This window comes from Microbacterium sp. KSW4-4 (genome assembly GCF_023091185.1).
Classification (GTDB): Bacteria; Actinomycetota; Actinomycetes; order Actinomycetales; family Microbacteriaceae; genus Microbacterium; species Microbacterium paraoxydans.
The window spans coordinates 101,441-116,434 of the sequence record NZ_JAHWXJ010000001.1 but is presented as its reverse complement, the minus strand read 5'-3'; the positions used below and the strand labels follow the sequence as shown (position 1 = coordinate 116,434).

Below are 14,994 nucleotides of genomic sequence, written 5' to 3'. Positions count from 1 at the left end.
CGAGAGCCGATCGCGTGCGGACCGTCAGTCGGAATCCACGAACCGGACGCCGGAGACACCACCGCCGAACGAGGCTTCCCGCAGTGCCGTCTTCGCCGCGTTCATGGCGACCGATCCCCCGTACCCGCGGCGCGACAGCTGCCCGACCAACCGTCGGAGCGCCGCGTCGGGGTCGAGGCGTCCCATCGAACGCGCTTTGGTCCGGGCGAACTCCAGTGCCCGCTCCGCATCGTCGTCGGGCAGCTCGTCGAGCGCGGCGTCGATGACCTCACGAGGAATGCCCCGCTGCGCGAGCGCTCGAGACAACGCGACCCTCCCCTGGCCCTTGCGTTCGACGCCGGACGTGACGAGGAGCTCGGCGAGCACGGCGTCGTCCAGGTATCCGCGCCGTACGAAGTCGTCGATCACGTCTTCGATGGCGTCCGTCGCGAGCCCGTGTCCTCTCAACACCAGCCGGGCCTCGGAGACGGACAGCGACCGCGTGCGGAGCTTCCGCACCAACGACTCCTCCGCCGTCACTCGGACCTCCGCCGCCGAGGGGCCGTTCTCCGCGCCCTCTCCCCCTCCGGTCGATCGGGACGTATCGCCGACGGCGCGCAACGTGGTCGTCTTCCCGCCCCGGGAAGCGGCCCGCGCCGCGGCACCCCGGGCGGGGTGCCGCGCGCTGGGAGAACCGTCGTCGACCGACGGGGACCCTGCCGACGAGGGCTCGTGCCACGTCGAGCGCCAGAGTCGCGCCGCGTCCGCGGTCGGCCCCGACCCCGCAGGCGGTGCGGATGACGAGTCCTCCGCACCGCCATCGGCCGGACGCTCCGCACGCGCGGGTCCGCCGAAAAGAGGGATGATGGGGGCGATCCGCTCGGAATCGCCCCCACGCTGGTCACTCATCAGGCCGGGCGACGCTCGGCCAGCTCATCAGAACCCGGAGCCGCGGCCGGGCCGCCGATACCGAGCTTCTGCTTGATCTGACTCTCGATCGCCAAGGCGATGTCGGCGTTGTTGAGCAGGAACGTCCGCGCGTTCTCCTTGCCCTGGCCCAGCTGATCGCCGTCGTAGGTGTACCACGATCCCGACTTCTTGACGATGCCGTGCTCGACGCCGAAGTCGATCAGGCTGCCCTCGCGGGAGATGCCGACGCCGTAGAGGATGTCGAACTCCGCCTGCTTGAAGGGCGGGGCCATCTTGTTCTTGACGATCTTGACGCGGGTGCGGTTACCCACAGCGTCCGTGCCGTCCTTGAGCGTCTCGATGCGGCGGATGTCCATACGCACGGAGGCGTAGAACTTCAGCGCCTTACCACCGGCCGTGGTCTCCGGGGAGCCGAAGAACACGCCGATCTTCTCGCGCAGCTGGTTGATGAAGATCATCGTCGTGTTCGTCTGGTTCAGACCACCGGTGAGCTTCCGCAGCGCCTGCGACATGAGGCGGGCCTGGAGGCCCACGTGGGAGTCACCCATCTCGCCCTCGATCTCCGCACGCGGCACCAGGGCCGCCACCGAGTCGACGACGATGAGGTCGATGGCACCGGAGCGCACGAGCATGTCGGCGATCTCGAGAGCCTGCTCACCCGTGTCGGGCTGCGAGACGAGAAGGGCATCGATGTCGACGCCGAGCTTCGCGGCGTAGTCGGGGTCGAGCGCGTGCTCCGCGTCGATGAATGCCGCGATACCGCCGGCCCGCTGGGCGTTGGCGATGGCGTGCAGCGTCAGCGTCGTCTTACCCGAGGACTCCGGGCCGTAGATCTCGACGATGCGGCCACGCGGCAGACCTCCCACGCCGAGGGCGACGTCGAGGGCGATGGAACCGGTGGGGATGACGGCCACAGGGGCACGCTCATCGCTGCCCAGTCGCATGACCGAGCCCTTTCCGAACTGGCGGTCGATCTGGGCGAGGGCAGTCTCGAGGGACTTCTCGCGGTCGGCGGGTGATGGCATGGTGTGCTCCTTCTGCGCGTGTGCTGCCGCCTGTAGGCTGTCGCGGCTCTTCCGGCGGAAGGAACTCTCCGACAAGGCGTATGGCTTTTCAGCCTGGACCTCACGGTACGGCGGACCTCCGACATTGCGTCGAGGAGCCACGGATCGTGGGGATCAGAACCGTCTGACCACTTGTGCAGAAGACTACGCCCGGTTCGAACAGATTTTCGACAACACGCCGGTCCGGCGTGTCGGACTTCCGCACACCCGGGAAGCCGCCGTCATCGACCGCGCGGCTCCAGACGCCCCACGCCGTGGCGACGGGATTCCGGGACATCCATGTCGGCGCAGAGCGCGAGCCAGATGTCGCGCGGAGGTACGCCGGCTTCGAGAGCCTCGAGTGCCGTTCGTCCCCCCATGCCGGAGAGCACGAGGTCGTTCACCAAAGAAGAGGCTCGGGCATGGAACTCGGCGTCGACGGCGCGCAGGAACTCACTGCGTCGCATAAGGGTGCTCTCCGAGTGTCAGCGGAGCGAGAGCTCGGGCTCCACGGACGCGACCAGGTCGTCCGGAACGACGTCCGGGAAGACCTGGATGCCTTCGAGCACCGAGATGCGGTCCCCGACCTCGCGCATGATCGTGGAGATGGGGACGTCGAGTGCCTCTGCCACCGAGGCGAGGATCTCGCTCGATGCCTCCTTCTGTCCGCGCTCGACCTCACTGAGGTAACCGAGAGCGACGGATGCCTTGCCCGCGACCTGCCGGAGCGTCCGCCCCTTCTGCAGACGGAAGTCCCTCAGTACGTCGCCGATCTCCTGTCGTACAAGAATCATCGGAACCTCCTCCGCAGTTCGTGAATCGAGGTCTCCCTCGAAGAGACGGCCAGTCTAGTCCTCCTGGCTTGCACAGAATCTACCCTTGCACTCTGTGGTTTGAATGTGAGCACATCCATATCAACATGACGCGGGGGGTCGCTATTCCCGCAGCGCAGCGGCCAGCACATCGAGGACCGCCGCGACCGTCTGTGCTCGCACCGCGTCGCGGTCCCCCTCGAAGTGGAACGGTCGGGTCCGACTCACCGTCGGGGTGACCACGCCGATGTGGACGGTCCCCACGGGCTGCCCATCCGGGGAGTCCGGACCCGCGATCCCCGTGGTGGACACCCCGACATCGCCGGGGAGACCATCCACCGCGACGGCGTCGCGCACTCCGGCAGCCATCTGCCGCGCTACCTCCGGGTGCACCGGCCCGTATCGCTCCAGCAGGTCGGTGTCGACGCCGAGCAGCGTGTGCTTGACGGGCGTGGCGTAGGCGACGACGCCGCCGAGGAGCACCGCGGAGGCGCCGGGAACCGCGACGAGCGCCGCGCACACCGCACCGCCGGTGAGCGACTCCGCCACACCCAGGGTCCAGCCTCGCTCACGCAGAGCGTCCAGAGCCTCGGCCGGCGTCGTGCCGCTCATCGGCTCTGACGCGCGCCGCGCACCTGCGCGACGATGTAGTCGATCCCGCTGACGACGGTGAGCACGAGCACGATGACCATGAGGACGGTCGTCACGACCGTCCACGGGGCGAGCCCGATGAACACGTGCAGCGGCAGGAGAGCCCAGCCGAGGGCGACGCCCTGGAAGGCCGTCTTGATCTTGCCCATCCAGGCGGCTGCGACAACGTGCTCGCTCGCGACGACCAGACGATGGATGGTGATCCCCCACTCGCGGACGAGGATGATCACGACGATCCACCAGGAGACCTCGCCCAGGATCGCCAACCCGACGAATCCGGCGCCGGTGAGGAGCTTGTCCGCGATCGGGTCCCAGAGCTTGCCGAAGTCGCTGACGATGTCGTAGCGACGTGCGAGGTAGCCGTCGACCCAGTCGGTCGAGATGGCGACGATGAAGAGGACGGCAGCGATCCAGCGCACGGTGAGATCGGCGAGGCCGTACGTCCCGCCGACGAGCAGGAGGACGAAGAACACCACGGCGAGCGGGATGCGCGCCACTGTGATGGCGTTGGGGAGCTGCCGAGGGATCGCCATCAGTCGCGTCCCGTCAGGCCCCAGGCGTCTTCGTCGCCCTCCGCTTCGACGACCGGCAGGCCGTCGTACTGCGCCTCCAACGGATCCCGTTCGGCCTGCGGCACCGCCGCGGCGGCGGGCGCAGCCGGAGCCGCCGGAGCCGACGGAACGTCTTCGCCGCGGAGCTTCGCCATGACCTGCGGCAACTGCTCGGGGGTCGCGAGCACATCGCGCGCCTTCGAGCCCTCCGAGGGGCCGACGACTTCACGGGACTCGAGGAGATCCATCAGGCGTCCGGCCTTGGCGAAGCCGACCCGCAGCTTGCGCTGCAGCATCGACGTGGATCCGAACTGCGAGGAGACGATGAGCTCGGCCGCCGCGAGCAGGAGCTCGAGGTCGTCGCCGATGTCCTCGTCGACCTCCTTCTTCTTCGCCGGCTCCATCGCCTCCTGGACGTCGGCACGGTACTCGGGACGCGCCTGACGCGTGACGTGCTTGACGACCGCGTCGATCTCCTTCTCGTCGACCCACGCACCCTGCAGTCGGAACGGCTTCGACGAGCCCATGGGCGAGAAGAGCGCGTCACCCTGGCCGATGAGCTTGTCGGCGCCGGGGCTGTCGAGGATCACGCGGCTGTCGGTGACGCTCGTGACCGCGAACGCGAGACGGGACGGCACGTTCGCCTTGATGAGGCCCGTGACGACGTCGACGCTCGGGCGCTGCGTGGCGAGCACCAGGTGGATACCGGAGGCGCGAGCGAGCTGCGTGATGCGGACGATCGAGTCCTCGACGTCGCGCGGGGCGACCATCATGAGGTCCGCGAGCTCGTCGACGACGACGAGGAGGTACGGGTACGGCTTGAGAACCCGTTCGCTGCCCGGGGGCACCTCCACCTCCCCCGCACGCACGGCGCGGTTGAAGTCGTCGATGTGGCGGAAGCCGAACGACGCGAGGTCGTCGTACCGCATGTCCATCTCCTTCACGACCCATTGCAGCGCCTCGGCGGCTTTCTTCGGGTTCGTGATGATGGGAGTGATCAGGTGCGGGACACCGGCGTAGCTCGTCAGCTCGACACGCTTCGGGTCGATGAGGACCATGCGCACGTCGGACGGGCGCGCCCGCATGAGGAGGCTCGTGATCATCGAGTTCACGAAGCTGGACTTTCCGGACCCCGTCGAGCCCGCCACCAGGAGGTGCGGCATCTTCGCGAGGTTGGCGACGACGAAGTTGCCGCCGACGTCCTTGCCGACGCCGATCGTGAGCGGGTGCGTGCTCTTCTGCGCGGCCGCGGAACGCAGCACGTCGCCGAGAGCGACCGTCTCGCGGTCGGTGTTCGGGATCTCGATGCCGATCGCGCTCTTGCCGGGGATCGGCGAGAGGATGCGGACGTCGTTGGAGGCGACCGCGTAGGCGAAGTTGTTGCTGAGCTGGAGGATCTTCTCGACCTTGACGCCGTGGCCGACCTCGACCTCGTACTGCGTGACCGTCGGACCACGGGAGAACCCGGTGACCTTGGCGTCGACCTTGAACTGGTCGAGGACGCTCGTGATCTGCTCGACGATGCGGTCGTTCGCCTCGGACCGCGCGACCGAGGGCGGACCCTCGGACAGCACGCCCGGCGACGGAAGGATGTACGGGGCCACCGGCGCCTGCGGGCCGCGGTCGCCCGGGCCCTCCGTGCCGAAGCCGTCGAGTCCGGGGAGCTCCGGCATCTCGCCGGTGTCGGACTCATCGTCCAGCAGCGCGGTCGTCTGCTGCTCCGCCAGCGCGTCGGTCACCGAGCGCACGTCGCTGAGCACTTCGGTCGCCGCGTCGTACGGGTTCGCCACCGTCACGGCCTGGTCGTACGCCGGGGTGGCCTCGGTCGTGGACAACAGCGCGGTGATGTCGTCCGAGGCGAGAGTCCCCTCGTCGGGGTCTTCCTCGCGACCGGTCTTGTTGCGCCGCCACCAGGGCAGGACGTCCGGATCGTCGACCTTGTCTGCCTCGTCGACCGCGTCCGCAGCGTCCTTCGCCGGCTTCTGCGGGCGCTCGGCGTCGAACATCCACGCGTAGAGGTCTCCCAGGCGCGCACCGATGCGGTTCGGCGGGGTCTTCGTGAGGATGAGGATGCTCAGGGCGGCGAGCAGCCCGAGGATGATGTAGGCCGGGATGTCGGTCAGGTACGTCAGGGGCTGCCCCACGAGCCATCCGAGCAGACCACCCGACTCGCTCAGCGCGGGCATGCCCTGATTCGGGTGGGGGCGAGGGCCGGCGACGTGGAAGATGCCCGCCAGAGCGAGCACGAACATCCCGAAGCCGATGCCGATGCGTCCGTTGTCGTGCACGGACGACGGGTGCCGGAAGAGCCATCCCGCCAGGAAGAGCAGCAGCACCGGCATGATGAAGGCCACCCGACCGACGAAGAGCCCCACCGAGTAGGCGCTGATGTTCGCCGCGACCTCGTTGCCGATGAAGAACCACTCGTTGACGGCGCCGAGCGCCGCCAGGATCACCAGCAGGAACGGGAAGCCGTCTCTGCGGTCGTCCTTCTGCAGCGTCTCCGGCCCGAAGGCCCGGAAGAGTCCGCCGACGCCGTGCGCGAGCCCGTTCCAGGCGCGCGCGGCGACGGGCGGCTTGTCCGCCTCGTCGATGTACTTCTTCGGAGCGGGCTGCGCCTTCGGAGCCGCCTGCCGCTTGGGGCGCGACGGGGCGCTCGTCGAGGCGCGCTCGGTCTTGGTGCTGCTCCTGGCCATGCCTCCACGGTACGACCCGAGACCGACATCTCCGCGTCACCACGCGGAAATCGACGATCACGGCGCGCGAGGGCGCGCCGTGATCCGAGGGTCAGGCCTCGATGACGAGAGGGACGATCATCGGACGACGACGCAGCTTCTGGTTCACCCAGCGGCCGATCGTGCGACGCACCACCTGCGACAGCGCGTGCGTGTCGCGCACGCCGTTGCCGGACGCCTCCTTCAGGGCGGCGACGATCTTCGGAGCGACGTCGTCGAAGACCGCGTCGTCCTCGGCCACACCGCGGGCATGGATCTCCGGACCGGAGATGATGCGCCCGGTGGCGGCGTCCACCACGACGATGACCGAGATGAACCCCTCCTCACCGAGGATGCGGCGGTCCTTGAGGTCGGCGTCGGTGATCTCGCCGACGGTCGAGCCGTCGACGTAGACGAACCCGAGGTCGAGCTGCCCGGCCACCCGGGCGACTCCGTCCTTCAGGTCGATCACGGTGCCGTTGGAGGCGATGATCGTGTTCTGCTCGGGGATCCCGGTGTCCTGGGCGAGCTTGGCGTTGGCGATCAGGTGCCGGTACTCCCCGTGGACAGGGAGGACGTTCTTCGGCTTGAGGATGTTGTAGCAGTAGAGCAGCTCGCCGGCCGCGGCGTGCCCCGACACGTGCACGCGCGCGTTGGCCTTGTGCACGACGTTGGCGCCCAGCTTCGTGAGCCCGTCGATGACGCGGTAGACGGCATTCTCGTTGCCCGGGATGAGGCTCGACGCCAGGATCACGGTGTCGCCCTCGCTCACCTCGATGGCGTGGTCCATGTTGGCCATCCGGCTCAGCACGGCCATCGGCTCGCCCTGCGAACCGGTCGACATGTAGACGATCTGCTCGTCCGGGAGGTCGCGTGCCTTCTTGAAGTCGATCAGCACGCCCGCCGGCACCTTGAGGTAGCCGAGCTGCTCCGCGATCGTCATGTTGCGGACCATGCTGCGGCCGAGGAAAGCCACCCGACGTCCGTGCGCGTGCGCGGCGTCGATGACCTGCTGCACGCGGTGCACGTGGCTGGAGAAGCTCGCGACGATCACGCGCCGCGGAGCCTTGCCGATGACCTGGTCGAGGACCGGGCCGATGGAGCGCTCCGTGGGCGTGAAGCCGGGGACGTCGGCGTTGGTGGAGTCGACGAGGAAGAGATCGACGCCCTCCTCCCCCAGGCGCGAGAACGCGCGCAGATCGGTGATGCGGCCGTCCAGGGGCAACTGGTCCATCTTGAAGTCGCCGGTGGCCAGAGCCATGCCGGCGGGGGTGCGGATCGCGACCGCCAGCGCGTCCGGGATGGAGTGGTTCACCGCGACGAACTCGAGGTCGAACGGTCCGACCTTCTCCTGCTGACCTTCCTTCACGGTCAAGGTGAAGGCCTTGATGCGGTGCTCCTTCAGCTTCGCCTCGACGAGGGCGAGCGTGAGTCCGGAGCCGATCAGCGGGATGTCGCTCTTCAGCCGCAGCAGGTACGGAACGGCCCCGATGTGGTCTTCGTGCCCGTGCGTCAGCACCACGCCCACGATGTCATCGAGACGATCGCGGATCGGCTCGAAGTCGGGGAGGATCAGGTCGACACCCGGCTGGTGCTCCTCCGGGAAGAGCACCCCGCAGTCCACGATCAGGATCTTGCCCGCGTACTCGAACACGGTCATGTTGCGACCGATCTCCCCCAGGCCGCCGATCGGGATGACCCGGAGCGTCCCTTCGTCGAGAGCGGACGGTTCGGCCAGGGGAATGGACATGCTGTCTCCTCAGTCGGACACTCCACGCGTCCGTTCGTTCATGGTGACGCGGCTCAGCGCGTCGTGCCGTGCACCTTCGGCAGGGCGCCGCCCGCGGCCGCGTTGCGGTCAGGCCGGAAGTTCGAGAAGTCCGCCCCCGGCACGCCGCTGACGAGATCGAGCTCGTCCTCGATGAGGGCGGCCTCCCACTCCTCCGGGCCGACGAGGGGAAGGCGGACACGCGGGCTGGAGATGCGACCCAACCCGTGCAGGATGTACTTCGCGGCGACCGTGCCGGGGACGTGCGTCATGACGGCCCGGACCAGCGGCTCCAGTCGCTTGTGCTCGGCCGTCGCGGTGGCGAGGTCGCCCCGGTTCACCGCATCGATGATGGTCCGGTACGGAGCGGCGGCGACGTTCGCCGTCACGCCGATGAGGCCGGTCGCCCCGATCGACAGATGCGGCAGCACGTTCGCGTCGTCACCGGAGAAGTACATGAGGTCGGTCTGGTTGAGCACACGGCTCACCTCGGAGAAGTCGCCCTTGGCGTCCTTCACCGCGAGGATGTTCGGGTGCTTCGCGAGCCGGAGGATCGTCTCGTACTTGATCGGGACACCGGTCCGCCCGGGGATGTCGTACAGGATGACCGGCAGGTCGGTCGCATCGGCGACGAGCCGGAAGTGCGTGAGGATACCCGCCTGCGTCGGCTTGTTGTAGTACGGCGTGACGATCATGATGCCGTCGGCACCGGCCTTCTCGCTGGCCTTGTACAGCTCGATGGCGTGCGCGGTCTCGTTCGATCCGCCGCCGGTGATGATCTTCGCGCGGCCTGCGGAGACGGACTTGCCGACCTCGACGAGCTTGAGCTTCTCCGGGTCCGTCAGGGTCGAGGTCTCGCCGGTCGTTCCCGTCACGACGATGCCGTCCGCGCCTGCGGTGATCACGTCATCGATGTGCTTCTCGACGGCGGGCCAGTCGACTTCGCCGTCGGCCGTCATCGGAGTGACGAGCGCGACGAGAACCTGTCCGAAGGGGTTGCCCGAGTGCGTCATGCGTCCAGCGTATCGGGTCGGATGCCGCTGCCGCGGACGCGTCCGCGTGCTACTGCTCCGTCGGCCGTAAGCTCGCACGATGGGTTGGATCACGCACGCCTCGCGCACGACCTACGAGAACGCCTGGATCCGCGTGCGTGAGGATGACGTCACCGGGCCGGGCGGCCCGGGCGTCTACGGCGTGATGACGGTCAAGAACCCCGCGGTGTTCATCGTCGCGATGGACGCCGAGGACCGGGTGTGCCTGGTGACCGTCGACCGCTACACGGTGGGACCGTCCGTCGAGGTCCCCGCCGGCGGTACCGACGGCGAGGACCCGCGTGCCGCCGCGGAACGGGAGCTCCGGGAGGAGTCCGGGTACCGTGCGCACCGGTGGGAGCACCTCGGCAGCACGCACGCGCTCGACGGCATCGCGGAGGCCACGGAGCACGTCTTCCTGGCGCGGGAGATCGAGCGCATCGACGACGCGGCCGACAGCCGCGCGGAAGAGGGCATCGACACCGTCGAGTGGGTCGCGTTCGGGGACGTCCTCCGGATGATCGCCGACGGTCGGATCACCGACGGGGAGACGATCGCCGCGATCGCTCTCGCAGGGATCCGCCTCGGTCGATTCCGCTGACCGGAAGCGTCAGACCCGGCCCCGACGCGCGACAGCCGCAGTGAGGGATCGGGGCAGCACCTTCGTCACGGCGACGACGGCCTTGTAACGCAGCGAGGGGATGGACACGGCCTTACCGCGCGCCGCGTCGCGGAGCCCCTCGCGCACGACGTCTCGGGCATCGAGCCACAGGAACGGCGGCACGCCCTCCTCGCCCACCGCGAGACCCATCCGCTCGTGGAAGGACGTGTGCGTGAAACCGGGGCAGAGCGCCGTGACGCTCACGCCGTCCGGACCGTAGGCCGCGTTCGCCCATCGGCTGAAATCGATGAGCCAGGCCTTGCAGGCGGAGTACGTCGACCGCGAGATGAAACCGGCCACCGAGGCGACGTTGATGATCCGACCGCCCCGCCCCCGCATGGTCTGCAGGGCCGCGTGCATCAGGCGCATGGAGGCCTCGACGTGCACACGCAGATGCCGCACCTCGTCCTCGATGTCGTTGTCGGCGAACTGCAGCGGCAGCCCGAACCCGGCGTTGTTCACGAGCAGGTCGATCGGGTCGTCCCGATCACGGAGCCGAGCCGCGACGAGCTCGACGCCGGCCTCCTCGGACAGATCGGCCGGGAGCACCTCGACGGCCACTCCCCACTCGCCGCGCAACTCCGCCGCGAGAGCCGAGAGCGGTTCCTCCGAGCGGGCCACGAGCACGAGGTCGGCGCGTCGACGTGCCAGCTGACGGGCGAACTCGGCGCCCAGCCCCGCGCTGGCTCCGGTGATCAGTGCGGTGGGCATCAGCGCTCGTACCTCAGGAAGCGATACCGGACGCCGGTGCGGGACGTCTGCCAGTCCCCCTCGTCCACCACGCGCCACCCGGTCTTCGGCGGAGCGAACGTGTCGCCGTCGACCGTGAGGTCGAGCTCCGTGACCTCGAGCCGGTCGGCGTCGGCGATCACCTGACGGAAGATCTCCGCACCGCCGATGATCCACACCTTCTCCTGGCCGCGCACGGCCTCGGACACCGTGGCCGCACGGCGGGCGCCCTCCGCCGTCCAGTCCTGCTGTCGGGTCACGACGATGTTGTCGCGACCGGGCAGGGGACGGAATCTCTTGGGCAGCGAGTCCCAGGTCTTGCGCCCCATGACGACCGGCGCGCCCTGGGTGGTCTCCTTGAAGTGCGCCAGGTCCTCCGGCACGTACCAGGGCATGCCGCCCTCGGCGCCGATCACGCCTCCGGCGGCCTCCGCCCAGATGAGCCCCACCCAGGTCATACCGCCACCGCCGCCCTGATCGGTGCGTGGTGCTGGTAATCCTCGACGACGAAGTCGTCGAACCGATAGTCGAAGATCGAGTCCGGCTTCCGCGCGAACCGCAGCGTCGGATACGGGTAGGCCTCTCGTGTGAGCTGCTCGCGCACCTGCTCGACGTGGTTGTCGTAGACGTGGCAGTCCCCGCCGGTCCACACGAAGTCGCCCGGCTCCAGCCCCACCTGCTGCGCGATCATCATCGTCAGCAGCGCGTAGGAGGCGATGTTGAAGGGGACGCCGAGGAACATGTCCGCGCTGCGCTGGTAGAGCTGGCAGGAGAGCTTTCCGTCGGCGACGTAGAACTGGAACAGTGCGTGGCACGGTGCGAGGGCCATGTCCGGGATGTCCGCGGGATTCCAGGCGGAGACGAGGAGGCGCCGCGAGTCGGGTGAGCGCCGGATCTGCTCGATGACCTCGGTCAGCTGATCGATGCTGCCGCCGTCGGGAGTCGGCCAGGACCGCCACTGGACGCCGTACACCGGGCCGAGGTCGCCCTCCTCGTCCGCCCACTCGTCCCAGATCGAGACGCCGTTCTCCTGCAGCCAGCGGACGTTGGAGTCGCCGCGCAGGAACCAGAGCAGCTCGTACGCGATGGACTTGAAGTGCACGCGCTTCGTGGTGATGAGGGGGAAGCCCTGCGCGAGATCGAAGCGGATCTGTCGCCCGAACACGCTCGTGGTCCCGGTCCCGGTGCGATCGCTCTTGTGCGTGCCCGTCTCGAGCACGTCGCGGAGCAGGTCTTCGTACGGAGTCGGGACAGCGGCGCTCATGGTTGTCAGGATACCCGCCCCGCTCCCGGCGGGGGCGGTGGTCGTCACGCGATCCGCACGTCACGTACCGAAACATCGCGACGCTCCCGCGGCCGCGGATCTAGCCTCGAGGGATGTCCCCCGCGCTCGCTCTCGCCGCTCTGGCCGCGCTGCTGGTGCTCGCCACCGTGGTCGGGCTCGTGCTCCGCGGGAGAGAGGGCCGCCGCCGCGACGGCGGCGACCTGCGGTTCGATCCCGCTGATGCGGAGGGCGCGGCGCTGGGGGCCACGGCGACGCTCGTGCAGTTCAGCACGGAGACATGCGCCCGCTGCCCCCAGGTGCGTCGTCTTCTCGGCTCCTATGCGTCCGCGGACGCCGGCCTCGCGCACATCGAGATCGATCTCACGCACCGCCCGGATCTCTCGGCGCGCTACCGTGTGCTGCAGACACCGACCACCTTCGTGCTCGACACCACCGGGCGCGTCAGGGCCCGGTTCGCGGGCATACCCGCTCGGGAGAGCCTGACCCACGCCGTCGCCGCCGTCTCAGACCCCGTCTGGAGCAGATGATGACCCCTCCCCCCGGAATCGATCCGCGCGGGCCCCGCTTCGCCGCCGGGATCACCGCGCTCCTGCTCGCCATCGCGACGTTCCTGGCCCTCATCGGGATCTCCACCGCGCGGACCCCCGATCGCTGGTTCGCGCTCACGGCGTCGTCGGAGTTCGCGTTCATCGGAGGAGGCGGCTGGGCGGTCTCCGCCGCGGGGCCCGTCGCGCGCGTGCTCGACCCTGGCTTCCTCCTGGCCACGCTGATCGCGCTCCTGTTCCTCTGGGGCGTCGTCTCTCCCACCACCGCGCCCTGGGGCGTCCTCTACCGCCGCCTCGTCCGTCCGCGCCTCGCGCCGCCCGCAGAGCTGGAGGATCCCCGTCCCCCGCGGTTCGCCCAGGGCGTGGGTCTCGTCGTCGTGGGACTCGGCCTCCTGCTCCACCTCGCCGGGGTGCCGTGGGCCCTTCCGATCGCCACCGCCGCGGCGTTCCTCGCCGCCTTCCTCAACGCCGTGTTCGGACTGTGCCTCGGATGCCAGCTCTACCTCCTGCTGCAGCGCGTCGGGCTCACCGGACGACCGCGCCGCGCCGCCTGACGCCGGTTCCCGAAGGCCCGGTCGCTCGGTAGGCTGGCGACCAAGCGACGCCGCTCCCCCGGTGGCGTCAGAACCGGAGGAACCATGCCCGTCACCAGTGAAGCCGCCGCCACCTGGACCGGATCGCTCACGGAGGGTTCCGGCACGGTCGCCTTCTCCTCCTCACATCTGGGGACGTTCCCGATCGACTGGAAGTCCCGCAGCGAGGGCAGCGACACGACCACGACGCCGGAGGAGCTCATCGCCGCGGCCCATGCCTCCTGCTTCAGCATGGCGCTCTCGCACGCACTCGCCGAGAACGGCACCGCACCGGAGCGCGTCGACACCAGCGCCTCGGTCACCTTCAAGCCGGGCGTCGGCATCACCGGCAGCCACCTCAACGTCAACGCGACGGTGCCGGGTCTGACCGCGGAGAAGTTCCAGGAGATCGCCGAGGGGGCGAAGACCGGATGCCCGGTGTCCCAGGCTCTCGCGGGGATCGAGATCACGCTCGAGGCGACGCTCGCCTGAGCCGCGTGGACGTCAGGCGCGGGAGAGGCTGATCGCCTGTCGGATGCTCGCCCTGGCGTCCTTGCGGCGTCCCGCCGCATCCTGCACGACGCCGAGGCGATAGCGCGCCCGCCAGTCGGTCGGCGCCGCCTCCGCCTCCGCCGTGTAGCGCGCGACGAGCGCATCGGCATCCTTGCGGGCGATGCGTCCGCTGGGCGTGAGCTCGGTCTCCACGGGCGGCATGCCGCCCTCAGCGTCGAGCAGGCGCCCCAGCCGGTCGGCGCCGAAGCCGAAGAGCATCTCGCGCACCAGCGCCCACCCGCCCACGGGTGCGAGCACGAGGAGCGTGATGCCCATCCCGATGGAGACCGGCGTCCCCACGGCGAGGAACATGACGGCGAGCCAGCCGGCCACGACGAGGTAGAGCAGGAGGGCCGCGGCCATCAGCCCGACCCCGATCCGGGACATCACGAGCGGATGCCGATGTCGAGCATGTTCTCCAGGCCCACCACGACGCCGGTGGCGGTGGCCGTATAGGGCACGGCCAGGCGGATCCCCGGCGCATACGCCAGGGCCGGGTCGGTGGTGTCATGCGTGAAGGTCAGCGACTCCCCCGGTCCGGAGAGGATCACCTCCTGCTTGGCGATCACCCCGGGACGGCGGAGCGAGTGGATGGGCACGCTGCCCACCTGCTGTCCCCGCGCGCGCTGGTCTGCATGCGGCGCACTCACCGGACCCTGGGTCGCACGCGCGGCGGCGATGAGCTCCGCCGTGCGGACGGCTGTCCCGCTGGGCGAGTCCACCTTCGTATCGCGGTGCGCCTCGACGATCTCCGCCGAGCCGAAGTAGGGCGCGGCGGCCGCCGCGAGGGCCGAGCCGAGAACGGAGCCGAGGGAGAAGTTCGGGATGAACACCGCTCCGGTGTCGGCGGCCTCGACGAGCGGACGGACGAGGGCGATCCGCTCCGCCGACCAGCCGGAGGTGGCGACGAGGACGTTCAGCCCGTGCTCCACGGCCGTGCGCACCACGTCGATGCTGACCTGCGGCGTGGAGGCGTCGATCACGAGGTCGGCGCCTGCGAGCTCCGAGAGGTCACTCGCCGACGTCAGGACGCGGCTCACCTCGAAGCCGTCCAGCTCAGCGATCACGGCGCCGATGATCGTTCCGAGCTTTCCGGTCCCGCCGACGAGGGCTACCTTCGTGGTCATACGTCCAGTCTATTTCCGGGCGTCGGCCGGGGGACGCGGCGCGC

18 protein-coding genes are annotated in these 14,994 nt (G+C 69.4%); 4 read left to right on the top strand and 14 right to left on the bottom strand.

The window, feature by feature from the left end:
- Positions 1–24: 24 nt before the first annotated feature.
- From KZC57_RS00555 to dapA, 9 genes are all read right to left on the bottom strand, one after another.
- A complete protein-coding gene (locus KZC57_RS00555) occupies positions 25–888 on the bottom strand; it encodes a regulatory protein RecX (RefSeq protein ID WP_082749917.1) in 864 nt (287 codons plus the stop codon).
- The gene (gene recA / locus KZC57_RS00550; protein ID WP_060921071.1) at positions 888–1,934 is read right to left on the bottom strand and encodes a recombinase RecA; all 1,047 of its coding nucleotides are present in this window, start codon (positions 1,932–1,934) and stop codon (positions 888–890) included. Before recA ends, KZC57_RS00555 begins: the two co-directional genes overlap by 1 nt.
- A 260-nt stretch (positions 1,935–2,194) precedes the next feature.
- Positions 2,195–2,419, bottom strand: a complete 225-nt coding sequence (locus KZC57_RS00545; protein ID WP_060921072.1) for a DUF3046 domain-containing protein — start codon at positions 2,417–2,419, stop codon at positions 2,195–2,197.
- Positions 2,420–2,437: 18 nt separating this feature from the next.
- The gene (locus KZC57_RS00540) at positions 2,438–2,746 is read right to left on the bottom strand and encodes a helix-turn-helix domain-containing protein (RefSeq protein ID WP_247640815.1); all 309 of its coding nucleotides are present in this window, start codon (positions 2,744–2,746) and stop codon (positions 2,438–2,440) included.
- Between the two features lie 141 nt (positions 2,747–2,887).
- Complete coding sequence (locus KZC57_RS00535; protein WP_060921073.1) at positions 2,888–3,376, bottom strand: CinA family protein; 489 nt, start codon at positions 3,374–3,376, stop codon at positions 2,888–2,890.
- Entirely contained in the window at positions 3,373–3,948 is a 576-nt protein-coding gene (pgsA, locus tag KZC57_RS00530) for a CDP-diacylglycerol--glycerol-3-phosphate 3-phosphatidyltransferase (RefSeq protein ID WP_060921074.1), read from the bottom strand. The genes KZC57_RS00535 and pgsA overlap by 4 nt, the downstream gene beginning before the upstream one ends.
- Positions 3,948–6,662, bottom strand: coding sequence for a DNA translocase FtsK (locus KZC57_RS00525; protein ID WP_060921075.1), 2,715 nt, complete (start codon positions 6,660–6,662; stop codon positions 3,948–3,950). The genes pgsA and KZC57_RS00525 overlap by 1 nt, the downstream gene beginning before the upstream one ends.
- A 91-nt stretch (positions 6,663–6,753) precedes the next feature.
- Positions 6,754–8,430, bottom strand: coding sequence for a ribonuclease J (locus KZC57_RS00520; RefSeq protein ID WP_105949656.1), 1,677 nt, complete (start codon positions 8,428–8,430; stop codon positions 6,754–6,756).
- A gap of 53 nt (positions 8,431–8,483) precedes the next feature.
- Positions 8,484–9,461: a 4-hydroxy-tetrahydrodipicolinate synthase gene (dapA, locus tag KZC57_RS00515; RefSeq protein ID WP_025103222.1), complete on the bottom strand. Its 978-nt coding sequence runs from the start codon at positions 9,459–9,461 to the stop codon at positions 8,484–8,486.
- A 79-nt stretch (positions 9,462–9,540) separates the two neighbouring features.
- Here dapA and KZC57_RS00510 point away from each other — a divergent pair, with 79 nt between their 5' ends.
- On the top strand, positions 9,541–10,080 hold the full coding sequence (locus KZC57_RS00510) for an NUDIX domain-containing protein (protein ID WP_247640814.1): 540 nt from the start codon (positions 9,541–9,543) through the stop codon (positions 10,078–10,080).
- Positions 10,081–10,089: 9 nt separating this feature from the next.
- Here KZC57_RS00510 and KZC57_RS00505 read toward each other — a convergent pair whose 3' ends face one another.
- From KZC57_RS00505 to KZC57_RS00495, 3 genes are read right to left on the bottom strand one after another with little or no spacing between them, the layout of a single operon-like run.
- Positions 10,090–10,851 (bottom strand): SDR family oxidoreductase, encoded by a 762-nt coding sequence (locus KZC57_RS00505; RefSeq protein WP_060921078.1) that lies wholly within the window; start codon positions 10,849–10,851, stop codon positions 10,090–10,092.
- A complete protein-coding gene (locus KZC57_RS00500) occupies positions 10,851–11,327 on the bottom strand; it encodes a dihydrofolate reductase (RefSeq protein WP_060921079.1) in 477 nt (158 codons plus the stop codon). The genes KZC57_RS00505 and KZC57_RS00500 overlap by 1 nt, the downstream gene beginning before the upstream one ends.
- A complete protein-coding gene (locus tag KZC57_RS00495; protein ID WP_060921080.1) occupies positions 11,324–12,133 on the bottom strand; it encodes a thymidylate synthase in 810 nt (269 codons plus the stop codon). The genes KZC57_RS00500 and KZC57_RS00495 overlap by 4 nt, the downstream gene beginning before the upstream one ends.
- Positions 12,134–12,246: 113 nt before the next feature.
- Here KZC57_RS00495 and KZC57_RS00490 point away from each other — a divergent pair, with 113 nt between their 5' ends.
- From KZC57_RS00490 to KZC57_RS00480, 3 genes are all read left to right on the top strand, one after another.
- Positions 12,247–12,681 (top strand): thioredoxin family protein, encoded by a 435-nt coding sequence (locus KZC57_RS00490; protein WP_060921081.1) that lies wholly within the window; start codon positions 12,247–12,249, stop codon positions 12,679–12,681.
- The gene (locus KZC57_RS00485) at positions 12,681–13,253 is read left to right on the top strand and encodes a DUF4395 domain-containing protein (RefSeq protein WP_060921082.1); all 573 of its coding nucleotides are present in this window, start codon (positions 12,681–12,683) and stop codon (positions 13,251–13,253) included. Before KZC57_RS00490 ends, KZC57_RS00485 begins: the two co-directional genes overlap by 1 nt.
- A gap of 84 nt (positions 13,254–13,337) precedes the next feature.
- A complete protein-coding gene (locus KZC57_RS00480) occupies positions 13,338–13,763 on the top strand; it encodes an OsmC family peroxiredoxin (protein ID WP_060921083.1) in 426 nt (141 codons plus the stop codon).
- 12 nt (positions 13,764–13,775) lie between these two features.
- Here the strand turns inward: KZC57_RS00480 and KZC57_RS00475 are convergent, their stop codons facing one another.
- Entirely contained in the window at positions 13,776–14,210 is a 435-nt protein-coding gene (locus KZC57_RS00475) for a hypothetical protein (protein WP_082749918.1), read from the bottom strand.
- Positions 14,210–14,950, bottom strand: a complete 741-nt coding sequence (gene dapB / locus KZC57_RS00470) for a 4-hydroxy-tetrahydrodipicolinate reductase (RefSeq protein ID WP_060921085.1) — start codon at positions 14,948–14,950, stop codon at positions 14,210–14,212. Before dapB ends, KZC57_RS00475 begins: the two co-directional genes overlap by 1 nt.
- Positions 14,951–14,994 lie beyond the last annotated feature (44 nt).